This is a genomic window from Cellulophaga tyrosinoxydans (assembly GCF_900176415.1).
Taxonomy (GTDB): domain Bacteria; phylum Bacteroidota; class Bacteroidia; order Flavobacteriales; family Flavobacteriaceae; genus Cellulophaga; species Cellulophaga tyrosinoxydans.
Genome location: NZ_FWXO01000001.1, coordinates 1,215,483 through 1,237,590, shown reverse-complemented (window position 1 = coordinate 1,237,590; position 22,108 = coordinate 1,215,483). Strand labels below are relative to the sequence as shown.

The window sequence follows — 22,108 nt, the reverse complement described above, 5'->3', positions numbered from 1 at the left end:
TTGAATTCAGTTTAGTTATTAATTGTCCAAGATAGGTAGTACATAGAACCAATAAAACCTGTTCCGAAAGCAGTAAAGTACTCTTGTCCTGTAATGTTTGTTCCTCCCAATTTAAATAAAGATTTAATACTCGGAACAGCGTAGCTTACTTGAGCATCAAGTACATGGAATTCAGGAACAACGCCTTCTCCAAAGGTAGCTTCCCAGAAATAATCATCGCTAAATCTATAAGATAGATTAAATCCAAAGTTTTTAAATAATTCTTCGTTTCCGAAATTTGCTTTAAACTTATGTTCCGGAGTGTTAAAGTTTAACATAACATCTGGGTTAGCATCACGATCAAAATCTAGTTTAGTAAAAGTATAACTACCTCCTAAATCAAAATTACCAAGAACTTTCATATCTAATCCTATAGAAGCTCCATACGAATTAATATCGGCCGAAGAATTTGTATACGTACTATAGCGTTGTACATCATCGTTTCTGATAGCATCTACAGAAAGACTACCATCACCGGCAACACCATAATAAGGTGCGTCAACAACTTCTTGAGAAATGAAGTCTTTATAACTATTGTAATAGGCACTAAAATCAACAACCAGTTTGTTAATTTTTCCGCGATATCCTATTTCTGCCGAAGTAACCTGCTCGGGCTTTACCAAATCTGGATTAGAAACTTTTAAATCAGCCACGTTATTGGTAATCTTAAAGGTCTCTACGGACTGTGCTGAATATGCATTTTCATAAGCAGCTCTACCTGATTGTTCAATTGTATTTGGTTGACCAGCGTTTCTACCCGCTAGACTAACATCATAAGGTGTTGAATAACGATCCAAATTATCAGGAGCAGAACCAACTAAAATAGCTCTACCAGCATCTAATCCAATAAATAAATCTTGTGTTGTTGGGTTTCTAAAACCTGTTTGCACAGAAGCTCTTATATTATGATCTCTGTTTAATGTATAACCTGCAGAAATACGTGGCGAGAAGAATCCATCAAAAAATTCTGATTTATCATAACGTACTGATCCAGTTAGTTTTATGCTTTTTTCATTAGCAAGATCAATCTTCTTTTGTATTTGTGTATACACTCCATATTCAGAATAGTCTATTGGACCATCAAAATCGGTATAAATAGTTCCTCCTGAATTTAAGCTATATCTTCTATAAGATCCTCCTACTTGAATTTCAGCAAAATCAATTAAATGACTAAAGTTATAATTCGCATCTGAATGATAGTATTTAGAAGCATCTTGAAATTTAGATCCTGTAGCTAAGTTTGGATCATTTATACTTTTGTTAAATGCAGCCTCAAATTCTGGTGTTCCTGGTAAATATCTACCAGTATCTGCTACTGCTCTAGCTTGATCATGCTTCTGTTGATCTGTTAAACCCAATGGATTTCCAGATAATTCTATTCCTGCGTAAGTTCCTATATACTCTTGAAACCACTGTTCATCGCTTTTCCATGCTCTGTTAATGTTTATTCCAGTAAACACCATGTCGTAAGAGTTACCTGCTTTATCCGCTACAACATACCCTCTTAAAAAGAAATTATCATTTTTAATTTCTAATTTATGTTGTTCTTGGAAAAACCCTTTAATATTATACCTATTTGTACCTTGATAAATGGTATTACCCGTACCTACTTTACCAACATAAGACAATTCTAAACTGTTATCTTCAATAGGTCTATAGTATAAACCCCAATCTGCTTTTATACTTTCTGCGTTATAGTTAGTTAAAACACGCTCATTATAACCCGTTCTACTTACCTCAACATCTGGAATAATTCCTAAGCCAGAAGCCGCTCTAATGTTAGTAGAAACCTCATCTCCATATACGTTTATACCATCATAGTCATAATCTGCTCTTGTTCTAGTTGGGTCAATTTTATCAACTTCACTAGTTGCAGCCCAATCTGTACCTTTTAAGTATCCAAAGTTTACTTTACCTGCAAATTTATCAGAGAATTTGTGAGCTGCACGAATACCAAAATCGGTATAGGAGTTGTCCCCTGCAGATTCTTGAGAGGTGATACCTCTTTTAATTGACACACTAATTCCTTCATAATCAAAAGGACTTTTACTCGTCATAAATAAGATACCGTTAAAAGCATTTGCCCCATAAAGTGCTGAAGATGCTCCTGGTAGTAGTTCAACACTTTTAACATCTGTTTCTACCATACCAACTAAGTTTCCAATTGGAAAGTTTAAAGCCGGTGTAGAATTGTCCATACCATCTACTAATTGCATAAATCTAGTATTAGCAAATGATGCGAAACCTCTTGTGTTAACAGATTTAAATGTTAAACTGTTCGTGTTTACATCAACTCCTTTTAGATTTTCTAATCCGCCATAAAAATCGGCTGCTGTGGTATTTTTAATTGCTTCTATACCAAAACGCTCTACCGTTACTGGAGATTCAAAAATACGCTCAGGCGTTCTTGAGGCAGAAATTACTATTTCATCCAATAAAGTTTGAGTTTCATTCAAAACAACAGCTATATTTTGATTATTTGCTGTTATATTTTTTACACTCTCACTGTATCCGATACTAGTAATCTTTAAACTAAAAGGTGGAACTTCTGAAGTTTCAAGAATAAAATTACCATCAAAATCGGTTACTGTTCCAACAGATTTACCCGTAATTACCACATTTGCGCCTGGTATTGGCTGGTTGTCTTGATCTACAACGCTTCCTTTTACAGTAGTTTGAGAATATCCAAAGATTCCAAACATACAAAAGGTAACTAAATAAAGTATTGTTTTCATTCGAGGGTTTTAAGTTAATTTAAGTTTAAAATCGAAGATACAGATTTTTTTATATCAACTCTAAGAAAATGAAAAAAATTATGCATGCATAGTACTATTTTAGCAATTTAGACTCTGTTTTAATGCTATTTTCATAAAATAAAAAAGGAGATGCGGGCGCATCTCCTTTTTTATTTTAGTGTTAACTGTTCTATTATTCTACAGTAACAGACTTAGCTAAATTTCGTGGTTGATCTACATTACAACCTCGCATTAAGGCTATATGATAAGAAAGTAATTGCAAAGGAATAGTGGTTAACAATGGCGTTAAACTTTCAAAAGTTTCTGGCACTTCTATCACGTGATCTGCCAAATCTCTAACCATTTCATCGCCTTCAGTTACGATTGCAATAATTTTACCTTTTCTTGACTTTATCTCTTGAATGTTACTTACTACCTTTTCATAATGCCCTTTTTTTGTAGCAATAACAAACACTGGCATGTGCTCATCAATAAGAGCAATTGGTCCGTGTTTCATTTCTGCTGCTGGATATCCTTCGGCGTGTATGTAACTAATCTCTTTTAGTTTTAAAGCACCTTCCAAGGCTACAGGAAAATTATAACCCCTTCCTAAATACAAACAGTTAGTAGCATCTTTATACACCGCTGCAACTTGTTCCACTAAAGCATTAGACAGCAATACTTTTTCAACTTTAGAAGGAATATTTTCCAATTCTGTTAAAAATTCATGATACTTACTTTGCGAAAAAACACCTTTTTCTTTAGCAAGTTTTAACGCTATTAATGTTAGCACAGTTATTTGTGTAGTAAATGCTTTTGTTGATGCTACACCAATTTCTGGACCTGCATGTGTATAAGCACCCGCATCTGTTTCTCTTGAAATTGATGAACCCACCACATTACAAACTCCAAAAACAAAAGCTCCTTTTTCCTTGGCGAGTTTTATTGCCGCTAAGGTATCTGCCGTCTCCCCGGATTGCGATATAGCAATTAGCACATCTTTATCTGTAATTACTGGGTTTCTATAACGAAATTCAGATGCATATTCTACCTCAACAGGTATTCTAGCTAAATCTTCAAATATATACTCCGCCACTAATCCAGCATGCCATGAAGTACCACATGCCACAATAATAATTCTGTTAGCGTTTAAGAATTTTTCAATATTCTCATCAACACCAGCCATTTTTATAAGACCCTTATCTGCCAACAATCGACCACGATAAGTATCTAAAATTGCTCTAGGTTGTTCATAAATCTCTTTTAACATAAAGTGATCGTAACCACCTTTTTCAATCTCCTCTATATTTAATTGTAGCTCCTTAATGTTAGGGTAAACAACAGAATCATCTTTAATCTTACGAAGTTTAATTTCTTTACCAAGACGAATAATTGCCATTTCTTCGTCTTCCAAATACATAGCGTTATTAGTAAATTCAATAAATGGTGAAGCATCCGAAGCGATGAAAAACTCGTCTTGACCTATACCAATTGCTAATGGACTTCCTAGTTTTGCAACTACAATTTCATCTGGCTTTTTAACATCGAAAACCGCAATAGCATAAGCTCCAACCACTTGATTTAAGGCTATTTGAACCGCCTTTCCGAGTTTAACGCCTTCTTGGTTTTTAACCTCTTCGATAAGATTTACCAAAACTTCGGTATCTGTATCAGAATGAAAAGTATACCCTCTTTTTATTAGTTCCTTTTTTATGGAATCATAATTTTCAATAATACCATTATGAATAATTACCAATTCTCCAGAATTGGATAAATGAGGATGTGAGTTTACATCATTTGGAACACCGTGAGTTGCCCACCTCGTATGACCTATACCAAGTGAACCTTTAAGTGAAATTGTTGATTCGGACTTACTTTTTAAATCATCAACTTTTCCCTTAGTTTTACTAAGATTAATAGAATTTCCGTCATAAAGTGCTACTCCAGCACTATCATAACCTCTATATTCTAATCTCTGTAAACCTTTTATAATAATTGGATAAGCATCTCTATGACCAATATATCCGACAATTCCACACATAATTTAAACTAATTAATTTGGTTAGTATTTTTAATACCTAACAAATTTATACTTGTTGCTAGGCATTACCTACAAACTATAGATGTATAACGAATATTTACTTTGAATGGTATTTTATCAAAAAAATTAATCAACTTTAGTGTAGCTAATTTCCAATTTCAGCTTATTCGTTCCATCTGTTGCGCTACCATAAAGCACTGTTCCAAAAGGATTTATAGTATTCATTACTGGTAAATTTGTATTTTCTCCTCCGACCACTGCGCTACCTATAGTTGTAAATCTAATATCTGAAGTAACTGATAACCCTAAAGTAACATTTTCAAAATCACCAGAGATTAGATTATTTAAATAATCTGTTATTCTTATTTTATATAATACCCCTTTGCCATTTTCCTTTGTTAATACTCCATTATAAAATGGGTATACGGTCAAAGCATTGGAACCACTTACCGAATATTCAGTAGTAGGATTGTATAGCGGCTGGTATTCATCGGCAGTAAACAAATACAATCGCAATGGTTCTATGATCCCAGCTGTTGCATCCAAGGTTTGTCGGTCTACATAAAACACCAAATTAGCTTCATTTATCACCCAGTTATTTGCTTTAATTTGACTAATAATATTCTGACTTGTGGCCAAATCTTCATCAAACAATTTTATTTCAGCATAAGATCCTGCACCCCCTTTTAAATAGATTTTCTCCGCATTTGCGGTTGAATTTAACGCAGATTGTATTTCTGATGGGTAGGCATCATTTAAAAAAGTGTTTACAGCGTTACCCACAACAGGAATTGAAACCCCTGTATTTGAAACTCCACCACCAGTTAATAAATTTATTACATATTGCTTTTCTAATTGAACAATTTGATCGTCAGAAGTATCATCTGCTGTACCATTAGTATCCAATGAATCATACTCATAGGTAATTGTAATATTAGCTCCCAACAAGTTTAAAAGCATATAAAAATCATCAGATTCACCTAAAGTTACATGTATGCCTCGTATAAAATTTTTAAAATTAGCTGCATTTTGTAATTCTATAGAACCTTCTTTGTCTAAAAAGTTTGTCTGAAAAAATGCGTTGTTTAAAGGAATATATATTCCTGCCCCAATTGTTTCTGCAACTTGCTCACTTTCATCTACATCTTCAGTATCTGGGTCATCTTCATTATACGTTACTATTTCAGTATCTCTAATTGTCTCTTGTCCATCATATAATACATCTGAAGTGAAAGAAGAAAAATCATTATTTGAAAAGAATTCTTGAGATTGCTCAAAGTTTGTTGAAGGATCCAAATCTCTTAAAAAATAGGTAGATCTTGACACTTTAATGTTAAAAGGTGCTGCTAAATTAGCCCCATATATACTATCCAAAACAAATTTTCTTGCATATGCAGCTTTATTATTTTCTGTATCAACACCATCTAGAATCCCATCGCCATCTGTATCATTACTTAAAGGATTGGTTCTGGCTAATCGTTCACTATTGTCAGAAATTCCATCACCATCCGTATCACTATTCGGATCAGAAGGGTCAATGTCCAAAGAATCTGGCACGCCATCACCGTCTGTATCTGTTACATTTGTTAAATAAGGAATAAATAAATAGACTTTCTTGATTGTTTCATTTTCGTCTATGTTCGATTCTTCATTAACAGCACTGTATATTCCAAAGGTAGGATTAACTGTAGATAATTGTAACTGACTAGTTATACTAGCCACTGTTTTGCCGTAAACTGGATCATTAAAATTTCCTAATTGATAAATAGGCAATCCATTAGATTTAACAGCATCAATTTTCTTATTAAATGCAAACACATCAAAAGAAGCTTTACCTGTTTCAAATGGGTCACCGCTAACTAAACCAGCACCTATTGTAGTTATATCTTCCTGACAAGAAGAAAACAATCCCGCTATTACAAGTCCTGTAACAACAGAAAGAGTTATTTTTTTATAAAATATCATTTGATCTTTATTTTATGACCTCAGTGTTGTAAAAATTCGCATATGCTTCTTCAAATTCATGAAAGGGCACATATGGCAGCACTGGTTTTTGAAGTTTTGAAATATGGTTACTTAAATCTTCTGAAATATCTTCAGAGGCTAAAATAATTGCATCTGAATAATCTACAGCAATCTTTAACAAATTATTATAGTCTGGGTTTTTCAAAGCGGACATTTTATCACTAGAAATACCATCAAATTCAATTTTTTGCATCATATCTGGACTCAAACTATCCTCAAATCCTTTAGAATAAACTGATGTCACAACTTTACTTTCAGAAAAAAGCGGCTCATCTGCATAGTATTGTTTTAAATAAAGTGGCACTAAAGAAGCCATCCAACCATGAACATGAATAATATCTGGGGACCAATTTAATTTTTTAACCGTTTCAACTATTCCTTTAGCAAAAAATATAGCCCGTTCATCGTTGTCAGGAAAAAGCTCACCATTTTCATCTGTAAATGTTGCCTTTCTTTTAAAGTATTCTTCGTTATCAATAAAATATACCTGAATTCTTTCTTTTGGAATTGAAGCTACTTTAATAATTAATGGCATATCCATATCATTAATCACTAAATTCATTCCAGATAATCTAATTACTTCATGTAATTGATGCCGTCTTTCATTAATATTGCCATACCTTGGCATAAAGATTCGTATTTGACCTCCATTACTATTAACCATCCTAGGTGTTTCATAGGACATTAGAGAAACTTCATTCTCTGGTAAATAAGGCACTAATTCAGAAGATACAAACAATATCTTTTTACCATTCATAAAAACAATTTTTTATTAATTTTCTCGGCGTGGGTGCAAAATTACAAAAATTATGCAGATTACCAGTAATTATATAAGTTTGCGGGCTGTTAAAAACATATTAATGCTAGTTATTCAAACAAAAAAAGAATTAAAAGACAAATTGTCAGCGACATTTTTAAAAGACAAAAGTCTGGGACTTGTCCCTACTATGGGTGCATTACACCAAGGACACCTGTCTCTTATTAAAAAAGCATTTGCGGAAAATGACCATGTAGTGGTAAGTATTTTTGTAAATCCTACACAGTTTAATAATAAACAAGATTTAGAAAAATATCCTAAAAATTTAGAAAATGATGTGCAATTAATTAGCACTGTTTCTGATAAAATAATTATTTACACCCCTTCTGTTAACGAAATATACCAAAACAATATTGAGGCAGAAGTTTATGATTTCAATGGATTAGATACCGTTATGGAAGGTGAATTTAGAGACAACCACTTTAATGGTGTGGGTACTATAGTTGAAGAACTACTAACATCAATAGAGCCTAACAAAGCCTATTTTGGAGAAAAAGATTTTCAACAATTAACAATAATAAAAAAACTAGTTAAACTTAAAAATATTCCAGTTCAAATTATTGGATGCCCCATTGTTAGGGAAGAAAGTGGATTAGCCATGAGTTCTAGAAATGAAAGACTCTCTAAAGACTTGCGCAAAGAAGCAGCTTTTATTTACAAAACTTTAAAAGAAGCCAAAATAAAATTTGGCACAAAAAGTGCTTTAGAAGTAACGAATTGGGTTGTTAACGAATTTAAAAAGAACGATAAATTAAACATAGAGTATTTTCAAATTGCTGATACCGAACAGCTACAACCCTTAAAAAGAAAATCTAAAAATAAAAATTACAGAGCGTTTATAGCAGTTTTTGCTGATGATATTCGACTTATTGATAACATTGCCTTGTAATTTATTAACTTTGTACCATGCAAATAGAAGTTGTAAAATCTAAAATCCACCGAGTAAAAGTTACCGGAGCAGACCTAAACTATATAGGAAGTATAACCATTGATGAAGATTTAATGGATGCTGCAAATATTATTAGGGGAGAAAAAGTTCAAATTGTAAACAACAATAACGGCGAGCGTTTAGAAACTTATGCTATTCCGGGACCAAGAAAAAGTGGTGAAATTACATTAAACGGAGCTGCATCTAGAAAAGTTGCCGTTGGTGATGTATTAATTTTAATCACTTATGCTCAAATGCATATTGACGAAGCAAAAGTGTTTAATCCTGCATTAGTATTTCCTAATGAGGAAACTAATTTACTGAACTAGAATAGATTGACAAATACTGTGAAAAAGTCGCTAAAAATAGGACTCCCAATTTTTTTGGGAGTTTTTTTAGTTTGGTATTCTTATTATTCTACTTCTGCCGAAGACAGAAAGCAAATTATATTTTATATAAAAGAAGCCAATTTATTTTGGGTTGGAATATCTGTTTTAATGGGTATTTTAAGTCATTTATCTAGAGCTATTAGATGGAATTATTTACTAGAACCTTTAGGCTATAAACCCAAATTAGGTAATAATATTTTAATTATTCTTACGTCTTATTTTGCTAATCTTGGCATTCCTAGATCTGGTGAAATACTACGCGCAACGGCTTTGACCACCTATGAAAATGTACCTTTTGAAAAGGGTTTTGGAACTATTGTAACCGAACGTGTGATAGATCTTATTATGCTTCTAACCATTGTAATAATCACATTTTTTCTACAAACCGATATTATACTTGAGTTTTTTGAAAACAAAGGATTCAATCCAAATAAAATTCTTCTACTATTGGCAATAGCAGGTATTCTAGGCGCACTACTTTTCTATTTCTTAAAGAAATCTTCAAATCCATTTTTAGTTAAAATACGAAGTTTTGTAAACGGGTTGCTCCAAGGTGTATTTAGTATTTTTAAAATGAAGAATAAATGGGCCTTTATTTTTCACACCTTCTTTATTTGGTTTGTTTATGTGGCCATGTTTTGGGTCATAAAATTTACAGTACCCGAAACAATAAATTTAACTGTAAGTCAGCTTCTGGTCGCTTTTGTTTTTGGTGCTTTTGCTATGACAGCAACTAATGGTGGCATAGGACTTTACCCTATTGTGGTAAGTAGTGCTCTTGCCATTTTTGGCATTAGTAGTGTATCTGGAGATGCCTTTGGTTGGATCATGTGGATTTCACAAACTTTAATGGTTGTTGTTTTTGGTGCAATATCTTTTCTTGTATTGCCGTTATTGAACAGAAATCAATAATATAAAAAGCAAAAACCGCCGATTATGAAACGTATACTAACTGTATTAGCTTTCTTTCTATGCTTAGGTGTAAGCGCCCAAGTAAAACAAGAAATTTTTGAATCTTTTAAGCTTCAGGAAAGGCGAGATGTAAAATATTATATTCCTGAAAACTACTCTGCAGAAAAAAAATACCCATTAATCGTGGTATTAGATGCTGAGTACCTTTTTGATAATGTTGTTGCTACAGCAAAATTTTACAGTACATTTCATGGAATGCCTCAAGCCATAATTGTAGGTGTAAATCAGAGTAAAGATAATTTAAGATTAGAAGATTGTGCCTTTGATGAAAACTCAGGCTTGCCAACCGAAAAATCAAAATTATTTTTCGAATTTTTAGGCATGGAACTAATTCCTTATTTAGAAACTAGTTACAAAACTGCGCCTTTTAAAATGATTTTTGGATATGATATTAGTGCAAACTTTATTAACTATTATCTTTTTAAAGAAGAATCATTGTTTAATTCCTATGTTAGTATTGCGCCAACTTTAGCTGCGGAAATGGAAACTAGAGTTCCTGCGCGTTTAGGTGCAATGCAAAAGACTCTTTTTTACCATTTAATAACAGACGGAGAGCAACTTAAAAAAGATAAAAGCATTCCTATTTTAAATACCGGAATAAATACTATTAAAAAAGAAACGCTTCATTATTTTTATGATGAATACAGCGCGGCAGATCATATTTCAGTAGCCACATACGGAATTGGAAAAGCATTTGATAATGTGTTTAAAATGTTTAAACCAATTAGTCCCACAGAGTATAAAACTCAAATATTAACAGCCGAAGGGCCTGTTTTTGACTATTTAACTACCAAATATGATATGATTGAAAAGCTATTTGGGTTTAGAAAAAATGTTGATTTAAATGATATAATGGCTATTTATGCCGCAACAAGAAAAAAAGAAGATTTTGAGTCATTAAAGCCACTTGCAGAGCTTTGTAAAAAAGAATACCCAACAACTATGTTAGGTTTTTATTTTGAAGGTGAATACTACGAGCAAATAGGTGAACCAAAAAAGGCTTTACGAACTTTTGAAAAAGCCTTTGGTATGGAAGAAATAGATTTTCTTACCAAAGATATGGCTCTAGAAAAAATGGATGCGCTAAAAGCCGATTTTGGATATTAGAAGATACATTTTCAATAAAATTCATTTTCAATTTTTCTTTATTCATTACCTTTAGCCAAAACCTTAAATTAGGCAATGGCCAAAACTAAAACAGCATTTTTTTGTCAAAATTGTGGTACCCAATATGCAAAATGGGTAGGGCAATGCTCCGCATGTAAAGAATGGAATACGGTAGTTGAAGAAGTAGTCCAAAAAGAAGAAAAATCGAGTTGGAAAACGCCATCGAATACTGCAAAAAAAATTTCTAAACCACTGCGCGTAAATGAAATTAGCACCGAGAAAGAACTTCGCTTAGATACTTTTGATCTTGAATTTAATCGCGTTTTAGGTGGTGGGTTAGTACCAGGGTCTTTAACTCTTTTGGGAGGAGAACCAGGTATAGGAAAAAGTACTTTATTACTTCAAATTGCCTTAAAGTTACCTTATAAAACACTCTACGTTTCTGGTGAAGAAAGTCAGAAACAAATAAAAATGCGTGCCGATCGTATTCATCCAAATAGTGAAACTTGCTTTATACTGACCGAAACAAAAACACAAAACATCTTTAAACAAATTGAATATACAGAACCAGATATTGTTGTTATCGATTCTATTCAAACGCTTCATTCTGATTATATAGAATCTGCCGCAGGAAGCATATCGCAAATTAGAGAATGCACTGCAGAACTCATCAAATTTGCAAAAGAAACAAATACACCTGTTATTCTTATTGGTCATATTACCAAAGATGGATCTATTGCTGGGCCAAAAATTTTAGAACACATGGTAGATAGTGTCTTACAATTTGAGGGCGATCGAAATTATGTTTATCGAATTCTACGCTCTTTAAAAAACCGATTTGGATCAACCTCTGAATTGGGAATTTACGAAATGCAAGGTAGCGGCTTACGTGAAGTAAACAACCCTTCTGAAATTTTAATTTCGAAGAATGACGAAGGTTTAAGCGGTACTGCCATAGCGTCTACTGTAGAAGGCATGCGACCGCTAATGATAGAAATTCAGGCCCTAGTAAGCACTGCTGTTTACGGTACACCTCAACGGTCTACTACTGGTTATAATGCCAAACGTTTAAACATGCTATTAGCAGTTTTGGAAAAACGAGCTGGTTTTAAATTAGCGGCAAAAGATGTGTTTTTAAATATTACAGGTGGTATTTCTGTAGATGATCCTGCAATAGATCTTGCCGTAATAGCTGCCATACTTTCAAGCAACGAAGATATTTCAATCGAAAAAGGTATTTGTTTTGCGGCAGAAGTTGGTTTGGCCGGAGAAATTCGTCCTGTACAACGCGTAGAACAACGTATTCTTGAGGCTGAAAAATTAGGTTTCCACACTATTTTTGTTTCCAAAAACAATAAAATCACCTTAAAAAATTCGCAAATAAAAATTCAACTTGTGGCTAAAATTGAAGATGTGGCTGGCTATTTATTTGGATAAATTTTTATAGAATTTTTTAGTAAATTCATAAAAACTAAAAGTTATGAAAAAGCCAATCTTCTTTACACTGTTAATAGTACTTTTTTTCAATTGTAAAGAACCAGCGAAAGAACCAATTGACACAGCTACTAGTGAAGCAGAAAACTATTTGAGTTTTACAAACAGAGATGATCAATTTACGGGTGGCATAAAAATGATTCCTATTACTACAGAGAAAGGAACATTTAAAGTTTGGACAAAAACTGTTGGTCATAATCCCACTAAAAAAGTATTGCTTTTACATGGTGGGCCTGGAATGACACATGAAATTTATAGCTGTTTTGATGGTTATTTTCCTCAGGAAAGTATAGAATATATTTACTACGATCAGCTCGGTTCTTATTATAGCGATCGTCCGGATGACTTAAGTTTATGGACAACTGAACGTTTTGTTGAGGAAGTAGAACAAGTTAGAAAAGCGCTAAAATTGGATGAATCTAATTTTTATTTACTAGGCCAATCATGGGGTGGAATTCTAGCCATGGAATACGCCCTGAAATATCAGAAAAATTTAAAAGGACTTATCATTTCTAATATGATGTCTAGCATTCCTGAATACAATGCCTACGCACAAGAAGTTTTAGGTCCGCAATTGGATCCAAAAGTTTATGAAGAGATTAAATTAATTGAAGCCAATCAAGATTTTACAAACCCACGATACGGCGAGCTTTTGTTTAATCATTATTACACAGAACACGTTCTACGTATGCCTGTTGAAGAATGGCCTGAAGCTATTTCAAGGACTTTTAATCATGCCAACAATCAAGTGTATGTTCATATGCAAGGGCATAGTGAATTTGGTATCACTGGAGATGCCACGTTAAAAGATTGGGATATAAAAACTAGACTTAAAGAAATTGCAGTGCCAACATTGGTTATTGGTGCCAAATATGATACTATGGATCCCAAACATATGGAATGGATGTCCAAAGAAGTTCAAAATGGACGTTATTTATTTTGCCCCAACGGAAGCCATTTATCGCAATATGACGATCAGAAGAATTATTTTAAGGGCATTATTCAGTTTATAAGAGATACCAATAAAAAATAATTTAAGGTGCAGGATTAGGAATTTGATTATGTATTTTTTCTATTCCTTCTAAAACTTCAGCACTTAATTCCACATCTATACTGGCAATGTTTTCTTCTAATTGGCGCATAGTTGTTGCTCCAATTATATTACTAGTTAAAAATGGACGTGTATTTACATATGCTAAAGACATTTGTGTTAACGACAAATCATTAGCTTGTGCAAGTTCATAATACTTCTGAGTAGCTTCAACTGCAGTTATACCTTTATATCTATTGTAATTAGGAAAAAGTTTTAATCTAGAATTATCAGGCAATCTATCGCCCAAATATTTTCCGCTCAATACGCCAAATCCTAAAGGAGAATATGCTAAAAGCCCTAAATTTTCGCGATGCGAAATTTCAGATAAGCCTGTTTCAAATTGCCTATTCAGTAAATTATAAGAATTTTGAATAGTTATCATTCTGGGCAAAGTTGCGTGTACTTTACTTTCTTCTAAATAACGCATAACTCCCCATGGTGTTTCATTAGAAACCCCAACTTCTCTTATTTTACCTTCTCGTTTTAAATCTCTTAAAGTTTCTAGTATTTCGTGAAAATTATCTTCCCAGAAATCCGCAGTATCATGAACATAACCGCGTTGACCAAAATAGTTTGTTTTACGTTCCGGCCAATGTAGTTGGTATAAATCTATATAATCTGTCTGTAAGCGCTCTAAACTACCCTCCACAGCATCAATTAAGGCTTCTTTGCTAAACCCAGTGGTTCTGATAAATTTAGACATCTCGGCTCTACCAGCAATTTTAGTGGCTAGTACAATTTTATCGCGATTTCTATTTTTTTCGAACCATGTACCAATTATTGTTTCCGTTATCGATCTTCTGTCAGGGTGTGCTGGAATTGGATATAATTCAGCTGTATCAAAAAAATTAACTCCTTGATCAGTAGCATAATTCATTTGCTCATGACCTTCTGCTTCTGTATTCTGATTGCCCCAAGTCATTGTACCTAAACATATTTTACTTACTTCAATATCTGTGTGGGGTAATTTGGTATAAATCATAAGGAAATTTTCTTAGCAATTAATTAGGTCAAAAATAAGCATAAACAAAAAAAATTTAATTTTAATCCAATTAAAAATTAATGCAATTCAACTAATATTGGGCAATGATCACTATGTTTTGCTTCGGATAAGATTACAGACCGCTTTAGTCTATTTTCTAAAGGCTCACTTACTAAGCCATAATCCAAACGCCAGCCTTTATTGTTATTTCGTGCATTGGCTCTATAACTCCACCAAGTATAATTATCAGGTTCATCATTAAAATAACGGAAACTATCTATAAAACCACTCTTCATAAAATTACCAATCCACTCCCGCTCTACAGGCAAAAACCCCGATACATTTTTTAATCCAACCGGATTATGAATATCTATGGCTTCATGACAAATATTATAATCACCTAGAATAATCAAATTCGGATATTTCAATTTTAAATCATTTATATATTCCTGAAAATCTGCCATATACTGCAGCTTAAAATCTAACCGATCCATATTTGTGCCGGATGGTAAATACATGCTCATTACTGAAACGCCATTAAAATCTGCACGTAAATTTCGACCTTCAAAATCCATATACTCAATACCTGTTCCATATTCTACATGATCAGGTTTTGTTTTAGACAAAATAGCTACGCCACTATATCCTTTTTTTTGCGCACTATACCAATAGGAGTATTTATATCCCGCATTTTCAAACACACTCAAATCTAACTGCTCCTCCATGGCTTTAATTTCTTGTAAACAAAGCACATCTGGGTCTACAGCTTGCAACCAATCTATAAAACCTTTGTTTAATGCGGCTCTTATTCCGTTTACGTTATAGGAAACAATTTTCATTTCAATAATTTTTACCGAAAATACACACTATTTGCTATAAAAAGCAACCCAAACAGCTGTTAAAACCTTTTGCTTTTGCATAAAATTTAATTTTTGGAATAATAATTGATTTTCTTCTTACAAACACGAGGGAAATGAACAAATTACTAGTCATTGCATTTTTGAGTATAGGTAGTTTAACCTACTCGCAAGCATATCGTAACTACGATCAAAATCAGGAGTTAAAGTTTAATATTGGATTATTTTTAGCCACCACTACTGTTGAAGGCAGTTATGAATATTTTTTTACAGAAGATACAAGTGTTGGAGGAACATTGTATTTTGACAATACGCCATTGGACTACAATGGCAATTTTGGAATTGGCCCTAACTTTAGAGCTTATTTTGGATATGCTCCACGTAGCGGTTTTTTTGCCGAAGCTTTTGCCTTATATTATACAGGCGAGCTTGATGAAAATTATGTTAACCCACACACTTTAAAGAATCGTTATAATACTACTGCTCTCGGGATTGGCCTAGGTCATAAATTTGTGACCTATAGTCAAAAATTTTCTCTAGAATTTAACGCCGGAATCGGAAGAAACATTAATCCACTAGAATATCAAAATACTTTTATGTATAGGGCAGGACTTTCCATAGGTTTCAGATTTTAGCACTTTTATTAAATAATCCTATAAATTATAATTTTGATAGTATCTTTAAAACAAAAACCGAAAATGAAAAAATTTAGCTTAATTGTCGCTTTTGTAATTACAGCAATTACATCAGCATTTGCACAGGATAATTCTGATTTAATTGATGGCAAAGATGAAGTAAAAATAAATGCATTTAACTTAATTGCTTTTAAATATCTTGATGGATCCTATGAACGTTTAATCGATGAAGAATCCTCTTATGGTGTAGGCGTCTTAGTTAATTTAGGTGATGATTATGATGGTATTGATGTTTTAAGAGATTTTTCTTTAACACCTTATTATCGCAGGTATTTTTCAAAAGGCTATGCAAAAGGATTTTTTGTAGAAGGTTTTGGAATGTTAAATAGTAGTTCTTCCGGTGAATATATTGGTTACAACGAGGTTACTCAAGAAGACATCTACGATGAAACCAGTTATACTGATTTTGCTTTAGGAGTGTCGATTGGAGGAAAATTCGTTTCCAAAAAAGGCTTCGTAGCAGAGGTGTATGGTGGAATAGGTAGAAACTTGTTCAACGCTAATAACACTGTTGATGTTGTTGGACGTGGAGGAGTATCATTAGGCTTTCGCTTTTAATACTTAATTTTATGACCTTAAATTATCGAATGAAGGGTCACGTAGTTTTAAGTATTATATTTGGAATCTCCCAATTGGTATTCAGTCAAGAAAAAATAGAAAAAGATAGCATAACTACGCTTGAGGAGGTTATTGTCTTAGAAAACAAAATTACCAAACACACTGAAGGTATCACCCCTTCTGATTTGGTTGGCGGAACTATTTTTCAAAATTATAGTCCTGTTGATGTGGTTTCGGCTATAAACCAAATTCCGGGGGTATACATTTTATCTGGATCCTTGAATACTAACCGAATTACAATTCGTGGTGTAGGAGCAAGAACGCTTTTTGGCACTGATAAATTACGCTTGTATTATAATGATATTCCTATTACCAATGGAGCAGGCCTATCTTCCATAGAGGCATACGATTTAGAGAGTTTGCACCAGATTGAAGTGGTAAAAGGGCCAAAAGCAACTACTTTTGGTAGTAATCTAGGTGGTGCCATTTTATTGCAACCAAAACAGGCCTTAGGTAATACCACGTATTTCAATAATAATTTTACTGTTGGTTCCTATAATTTAGTAAAAAACAATTTTTCATTTTCACTGACCGATGAAAAAATAGCAATAGGATTTAATTACGGACATCTAGAAACAGATGGTTATCGCCAAAACAATAAGTTTAATCGCGATGCTTTATTACTAAATGTTTCGTTTGCAATAAGCCCTAAAAATACGCTAGGATTACTAGTAAATTATGTGGATTACTTTGCACAAATACCAAGTTCATTAGGGATAACCGATTTTAAAGAAAATCCAGAGCAAGCTGCATTTACGTGGAACGCTGCTAAAGGATATGAAGCAAATAAATATACCCTAATTGGCCTATCATTATCACATGATTTTTCCGAAAATCTTAAAAATACAACCAGCATATTTTATAGTTATTTAGATCATTACGAACCCCGACCTTTTGGAATTTTAGATGAATTCACCAATGGATATGGCTTTAGAACACGTTTTGAAGGAAATTTTAAAATGTTAACAAAACCAGCAAGTTATACTTTTGGCTCAGAACTTTATAAAGATGAATTTAATTGGAGTGAGTTTGAGAATTTATACCAAGATAACAATGGTAATGGTAGCCTGCAAGGTGCTCCTTTTGCAAAAAACAAAGAATATAGAACCCAATTAAATACTTTTGCAACCATTTTACTGAATATAAATCCAAAATTAGAAGTACAATTAGGGTTGAACGTAAACAAAACGCAATACAATTATCGCGATTTATTTAACCAAGGATCTGAAAATAAAAGTGCAAAAAGAGATTTTAATGCTATTGTTTTGCCTAACGCCACAATAGCCTACACTCTTAACAATTTTCAAAAATTATACACAAATGTTAGCCGAGGATTTTCTAATCCTACTTTAGAAGAAACGCTTACGCCAGACGGAGTTATAAACCCAAATATAGCTCAAGAAACGGGTGTTAATTATGAAATTGGCACTAATTTATATTTTGACCAAAAAAAGCTTCAAATTAATGCCGCATTGTACCAAATGAATATTACAAACTTATTGGTTGCCGAACGGATTAGTGATGATCAATTTGTTGGAAAAAATGCAGGTAAAACCAAACACCAAGGGCTAGAACTTTCTGCTTCGTATGAATTAAAACTATCAAGTGCAGTACAGTTGCAACCATTTATAAATTATACTTTTAATAAACATAACTTTATAGCATTTATTGATAACGGTATTTCTTACTCAGGAAATGAATTAACAGGCGTTCCAAAACATAGATTACAATCTGGTTTGCAAATGCAGCTATTTCAGCATTTTTACTGGAATACCACGCACCAATTTACTGGCGCTATTCCACTTACCGATGCCAATAGTTTGTATAGTGAATCTTTCCATGTATTTACAACCAAAATAGGTTTTCAAAAAAAGCTAAATTCACATTTTTCTATTGCCAGTAGTTTTGGCATTAACAATCTTTTTGATGCTAAATATGCACAATCGGTATTGATTAATACACAAGCCTTTGGTAGTGCAGAACCAAGATATTATTACCCTGGAAATAACCGAAATTATTACGGTAGCCTACAACTGCGCTATTCTTTGTAATTACCATGTTGAAATTTGTTAAAGATTTTATATTCACTTTTCAGCCTTGTATTTGCTAGATGATTAAAAGCAATAAGTGAAAAAATAAAACTAAACTAACTATATTTAATAAGATATAGCAATATTAGAGCGTACGTTCCTATCAAATTATATAGAACAGTTTGAAAGTAAAAAGGAGAATTTGCAGTAACAAATCCTCCTTTTTTACAATGTGTTGTGAAAGTTTATTTTTTCAAATCAAAACGATCAAGATTCATTACTTTAGTCCATGCTGCGACAAAATCTTTTACAAATTTTTCTTGTCCATCATTTGCACCGTAAACTTCGGCTATAGCTCGCAGCTCTGTATTAGAACCAAAAATTAAATCTGCACGAGTACCAGTGAATTTTACTTCGTTTGTTCTACGATTACGTCCCTCAAAATACCTGTCATCATCTGAAGTTGCTTTCCAAGTATAGGTAAAGTCTAAAATATTTTTAAAGAAATCGTTGGTTAAACTTCCTCTTGTATCTGTGAATACACCGTAATTTGAGCCATCATAATTTGCTCCTAATACGCGCATACCGCCAACTAACACAGTCATTTCAGGCACTGTAAGTGTTAAGAGGTTTGCTTTATCAACTAATAAATCTTCTGCAGCAATTTTTAAATCAGATTTTATATAGTTTCTAAATCCGTCTGCTATAGGCTCTAAATAGCCAAAACTTTCAACATCTGTTTGTTCTTGAGTCGCATCTCCACGACCATAAGTAAATGCTACTTTTGTAGTATATCCAGCATTTTTAACTGCTTGTTCTACGCCAACATTACCAGCCAATACAATTAAGTCTGCGATAGATATTTCGCCATTAAATTCGCTTTTAATATCTTCTAAAATAGATAGTACTTTGTTCAATTCAGTAGGATTATTCACTTCCCAATTTCGTTGTGGTTCTAAACGCAATCTAGCTCCATTAGCTCCACCTCTTTTATCAGAACCTCTATAAGTTGAAGCAGAAGCCCATGCCGTGGTTACTAATTGAGATATAGTTAAACCAGAATCCAATATCATGCCTTTTAATGTGTTTATGTCTGTATCACTTAAAACATAATCCACACTCGGAATTGGATCTTGCCATAACAATTGCTCGTTTGGCACTTCAGGACCTAAATAGCGTGCAATTGGTCCCATATCACGGTGTGTTAATTTGTACCAAGCACGTGCAAATGCATCTTCAAACGCCTTATGGTCTTTATGAAAACGTTTTGAAATTTCTAAATAGGCAGGGTCTGTTTTTAGGGCAATATCAGCAGTTGTCATCATTAAATCTTGTCTGCCATTTGGATCTCCAGCTTTAGGAGCCTTTCTGGCATTTGAAGCAGCAGTTGGCTTCCATTGATGTGCTCCTGCAGGGCTTTTAGTAAGTTCCCAATCGTAATTTAATAATACATCAAAATAGTCATGATCCCATTGTGTTGGATTAGGTGTCCATGCTCCTTCAATACCACTAGTAATTGTATCATCGAGTACACCTGTACCAAAACTGTTTTTCCAACCAGTACTCATTTCTTCAATAGGAGCCCCGTGAGGTTCTTTACCCACATATTTACTCGGATCGGCCGCACCGTGTGCTTTACCAAAGGTGTGCCCTCCGGCAACTAGAGCAACTGTTTCTTCATCATTCATAGCCATTCGGCCAAAGGTTTCTCTAACATCATGTGCAGAACCCATAGGATCTGGATTTCCGTTAGGCCCTTCTGGGTTTACATAAATCCAACCCATCATTACTGCAGCTAGTGGATCCTCTAAATCTCCATCTTTATAGCGGTCTTCATTAGCTCCCCATTCTGTTTCGCTACCCCAATACACATCTTGTTCTGGCTCCCAAACATCTTCACGACCTCCGGCAAAACCAAAAGTTTTAAAACCCATAGATTCTAAGGCGCAGTTACCTGCAAGAATCATTAAATCTGCCCAAGAAATTTTGTTACCATATTTTTGCTTTATTGGCCATAGTAACAAACGTGCTTTATCTAAGTTTCCATTATCGGGCCAACTATTTATTGGAGCAAATCTTTGATTTCCTCCTCCGGCGCCGCCGCGACCGTCACCAACTCTGTAGGTACCTGCACTATGCCAAGCCATACGAATCATTAATCCTCCATAATGACCATAATCTGCAGGCCACCAATCTTGAGAATCGGTCATTAGATTTAATACATCTTGCTTTAAAGCCTTAAAATCTAAGCTATTAAACGCTTGAGCATAATCAAAATCTTCTCCCATAGGATTTGATTGTATAGAATGCTGACGTAATATATTTAGCTTAAGTTCATTAGGCCACCAATCACGATTTTTTACCCCACCACCTGAAGTGTGCTTTATTGTTCCACTTAGAAAAGGACATTTTGCTGTGCTTTCATTAATATCAAAGTTTTTGCCTTGAGGTGCACTACCTGATTTAGAATTATTTTCCATCTATTGTAATTTTATATTTTTCAGAAATCTCGATTACTAATTTACCAAACATTTACTTATCAATAATATTATTTTGATAGATAAAAACTATACCGCATGTGAAATATCAATTAACCCTGAAATTACAAAACAATAGTAAATGAAATTATGACATATATCAATTTCTTAAGCATTTTAAATTAAATACAGAAACGTTAATCGTTTATGTTAGAATGTTTTATAAATTTAATTGAATAAAACAATTTCATGCTCATTGATGATTTTAACCACACACTTCAGATTTGGCTTAGAGAGTTAAATAAGTATGACTACAAAAAAATAATTGAAAAGCCAGAGGCATCAAGTTGGTCCATTGGTCAAGTTTATATGCACTTAATTGATGAAACAAATTGGTATTTTGACCAAATTAACTTGTGCTTTGATGATTTAGAACACGCTGAAAAAGAAATGAGTGAAAGTGCCAAACTGATGTTTCAAAACAATTCGTTTCCGGACCTACAAATTAAAGGAGACCCTATAGCTGCTGCAAATATTTCTCAACCTATAGACATACCATCATTAAAGCTTGCTTTGGAAAAACTTAAAGATGAAGCAAATATTTTATGGACAAAAATGGAGCTGAAAAAAACGTTTGGAAAATCTAAACATCCGGGACTACACTATTTAAGCCCTAAAGAATGGCTGCAATTTGCTGAAATGCATATGAGGCATCATTTAAAGCAAAAAAATAATATTGTAGCTGCACTTAATTACAAAAAAAATTACCTTTAATTAATTTCCATTTTCCTTTTATAGAAACTAAATAG

The 22,108-nt window shown here is 33.4% G+C and carries 17 protein-coding genes; 10 read left to right on the top strand and 7 right to left on the bottom strand.

Annotated features, from left to right (window positions below; translation table 11 throughout):
- Positions 1–11: 11 nt before the first annotated feature.
- The 4 genes from B8963_RS05565 to B8963_RS05550 all read right to left on the bottom strand — a co-directional run bounded on the left by B8963_RS05565 (position 12) and on the right by B8963_RS05550 (position 7,597).
- Positions 12–2,774 carry a TonB-dependent receptor gene (locus B8963_RS05565; protein ID WP_084060410.1) on the bottom strand — a complete coding sequence of 921 codons (2,763 nt, stop codon included), beginning with the start codon at positions 2,772–2,774 and terminating at the stop codon, positions 12–14.
- A gap of 193 nt (positions 2,775–2,967) precedes the next feature.
- Complete coding sequence (gene glmS / locus B8963_RS05560; RefSeq protein ID WP_084060409.1) at positions 2,968–4,815, bottom strand: glutamine--fructose-6-phosphate transaminase (isomerizing); 1,848 nt, start codon at positions 4,813–4,815, stop codon at positions 2,968–2,970.
- Between the two features lie 126 nt (positions 4,816–4,941).
- Positions 4,942–6,780 carry a DUF4270 domain-containing protein gene (locus B8963_RS05555; RefSeq protein ID WP_084060408.1) on the bottom strand — a complete coding sequence of 613 codons (1,839 nt, stop codon included), beginning with the start codon at positions 6,778–6,780 and terminating at the stop codon, positions 4,942–4,944.
- A gap of 7 nt (positions 6,781–6,787) precedes the next feature.
- A complete protein-coding gene (locus tag B8963_RS05550; RefSeq protein ID WP_084060407.1) occupies positions 6,788–7,597 on the bottom strand; it encodes a glycogen/starch synthase in 810 nt (269 codons plus the stop codon).
- A 103-nt stretch (positions 7,598–7,700) separates the two neighbouring features.
- On the opposite strand from B8963_RS05550, the gene panC reads away from it, so the two are divergent.
- The 6 genes from panC (at position 7,701) to B8963_RS05520 (ending at position 13,580) form a co-directional block, all read left to right on the top strand.
- Positions 7,701–8,546 (top strand): pantoate--beta-alanine ligase, encoded by an 846-nt coding sequence (gene panC / locus B8963_RS05545; RefSeq protein ID WP_084060734.1) that lies wholly within the window; start codon positions 7,701–7,703, stop codon positions 8,544–8,546.
- 17 nt (positions 8,547–8,563) lie between these two features.
- Complete coding sequence (gene panD / locus B8963_RS05540; protein WP_084060406.1) at positions 8,564–8,914, top strand: aspartate 1-decarboxylase; 351 nt, start codon at positions 8,564–8,566, stop codon at positions 8,912–8,914.
- Positions 8,915–8,920: 6 nt separating this feature from the next.
- A complete protein-coding gene (locus B8963_RS05535; protein WP_084060405.1) occupies positions 8,921–9,886 on the top strand; it encodes a lysylphosphatidylglycerol synthase transmembrane domain-containing protein in 966 nt (321 codons plus the stop codon).
- Between the two features lie 24 nt (positions 9,887–9,910).
- Positions 9,911–11,053, top strand: coding sequence for an alpha/beta hydrolase (locus B8963_RS05530; protein WP_084060404.1), 1,143 nt, complete (start codon positions 9,911–9,913; stop codon positions 11,051–11,053).
- A gap of 75 nt (positions 11,054–11,128) precedes the next feature.
- Entirely contained in the window at positions 11,129–12,490 is a 1,362-nt protein-coding gene (gene radA / locus B8963_RS05525) for a DNA repair protein RadA (protein ID WP_084060403.1), read from the top strand.
- 43 nt (positions 12,491–12,533) lie between these two features.
- Complete coding sequence (locus B8963_RS05520) at positions 12,534–13,580, top strand: proline iminopeptidase-family hydrolase (RefSeq protein WP_084060402.1); 1,047 nt, start codon at positions 12,534–12,536, stop codon at positions 13,578–13,580.
- Position 13,581: 1 nt separating this feature from the next.
- Here the strand turns inward: B8963_RS05520 and B8963_RS05515 are convergent, their stop codons facing one another.
- Both B8963_RS05515 and B8963_RS05510 read right to left on the bottom strand, forming a co-directional pair.
- Complete coding sequence (locus B8963_RS05515; RefSeq protein WP_084060401.1) at positions 13,582–14,622, bottom strand: aldo/keto reductase; 1,041 nt, start codon at positions 14,620–14,622, stop codon at positions 13,582–13,584.
- A gap of 77 nt (positions 14,623–14,699) precedes the next feature.
- Positions 14,700–15,461, bottom strand: a complete 762-nt coding sequence (locus B8963_RS05510) for an exodeoxyribonuclease III (protein ID WP_084060400.1) — start codon at positions 15,459–15,461, stop codon at positions 14,700–14,702.
- Between the two features lie 134 nt (positions 15,462–15,595).
- Here B8963_RS05510 and B8963_RS05505 point away from each other — a divergent pair, with 134 nt between their 5' ends.
- The 3 genes from B8963_RS05505 (at position 15,596) to B8963_RS05495 (ending at position 18,843) form a co-directional block, all read left to right on the top strand.
- Entirely contained in the window at positions 15,596–16,114 is a 519-nt protein-coding gene (locus B8963_RS05505) for a DUF3575 domain-containing protein (protein WP_084060399.1), read from the top strand.
- A 63-nt stretch (positions 16,115–16,177) separates the two neighbouring features.
- Positions 16,178–16,732, top strand: a complete 555-nt coding sequence (locus B8963_RS05500) for a DUF3575 domain-containing protein (RefSeq protein WP_084060398.1) — start codon at positions 16,178–16,180, stop codon at positions 16,730–16,732.
- Positions 16,733–16,761: 29 nt separating this feature from the next.
- Complete coding sequence (locus tag B8963_RS05495) at positions 16,762–18,843, top strand: TonB-dependent receptor family protein (RefSeq protein ID WP_084060397.1); 2,082 nt, start codon at positions 16,762–16,764, stop codon at positions 18,841–18,843.
- Between the two features lie 224 nt (positions 18,844–19,067).
- Here B8963_RS05495 and katG read toward each other — a convergent pair whose 3' ends face one another.
- Entirely contained in the window at positions 19,068–21,302 is a 2,235-nt protein-coding gene (gene katG, locus B8963_RS05490) for a catalase/peroxidase HPI (RefSeq protein ID WP_084060396.1), read from the bottom strand.
- Between the two features lie 246 nt (positions 21,303–21,548).
- On the opposite strand from katG, the gene B8963_RS05485 reads away from it, so the two are divergent.
- Positions 21,549–22,073: a DinB family protein gene (locus B8963_RS05485; protein ID WP_084060395.1), complete on the top strand. Its 525-nt coding sequence runs from the start codon at positions 21,549–21,551 to the stop codon at positions 22,071–22,073.
- Positions 22,074–22,108 lie beyond the last annotated feature (35 nt).

Bases quoted from the DNA above. Each gene is read 5' to 3' on its own strand.
- B8963_RS05565 (WP_084060410.1), bottom strand. From the start codon at position 2,774: ATGAAAACAATACTTTATTTAGTTACCTTTTGTATGTTTGGAATCTTT.
- glmS (WP_084060409.1), bottom strand. From the start codon at position 4,815: ATGTGTGGAATTGTCGGATATATTGGTCATAGAGATGCTTATCCAATT.
- B8963_RS05555 (WP_084060408.1), bottom strand. From the start codon at position 6,780: ATGATATTTTATAAAAAAATAACTCTTTCTGTTGTTACAGGACTTGTA.
- B8963_RS05550 (WP_084060407.1), bottom strand. From the start codon at position 7,597: ATGAATGGTAAAAAGATATTGTTTGTATCTTCTGAATTAGTGCCTTAT.
- panC (WP_084060734.1), top strand. From the start codon at position 7,701: ATGCTAGTTATTCAAACAAAAAAAGAATTAAAAGACAAATTGTCAGCG.
- panD (WP_084060406.1), top strand. From the start codon at position 8,564: ATGCAAATAGAAGTTGTAAAATCTAAAATCCACCGAGTAAAAGTTACC.
- B8963_RS05530 (WP_084060404.1), top strand. From the start codon at position 9,911: ATGAAACGTATACTAACTGTATTAGCTTTCTTTCTATGCTTAGGTGTA.
- radA (WP_084060403.1), top strand. From the start codon at position 11,129: ATGGCCAAAACTAAAACAGCATTTTTTTGTCAAAATTGTGGTACCCAA.
- B8963_RS05520 (WP_084060402.1), top strand. From the start codon at position 12,534: ATGAAAAAGCCAATCTTCTTTACACTGTTAATAGTACTTTTTTTCAAT.
- B8963_RS05515 (WP_084060401.1), bottom strand. From the start codon at position 14,622: ATGATTTATACCAAATTACCCCACACAGATATTGAAGTAAGTAAAATA.
- B8963_RS05510 (WP_084060400.1), bottom strand. From the start codon at position 15,461: ATGAAAATTGTTTCCTATAACGTAAACGGAATAAGAGCCGCATTAAAC.
- B8963_RS05505 (WP_084060399.1), top strand. From the start codon at position 15,596: ATGAACAAATTACTAGTCATTGCATTTTTGAGTATAGGTAGTTTAACC.
- B8963_RS05500 (WP_084060398.1), top strand. From the start codon at position 16,178: ATGAAAAAATTTAGCTTAATTGTCGCTTTTGTAATTACAGCAATTACA.
- B8963_RS05495 (WP_084060397.1), top strand. From the start codon at position 16,762: ATGAAGGGTCACGTAGTTTTAAGTATTATATTTGGAATCTCCCAATTG.
- katG (WP_084060396.1), bottom strand. From the start codon at position 21,302: ATGGAAAATAATTCTAAATCAGGTAGTGCACCTCAAGGCAAAAACTTT.
- B8963_RS05485 (WP_084060395.1), top strand. From the start codon at position 21,549: ATGCTCATTGATGATTTTAACCACACACTTCAGATTTGGCTTAGAGAG.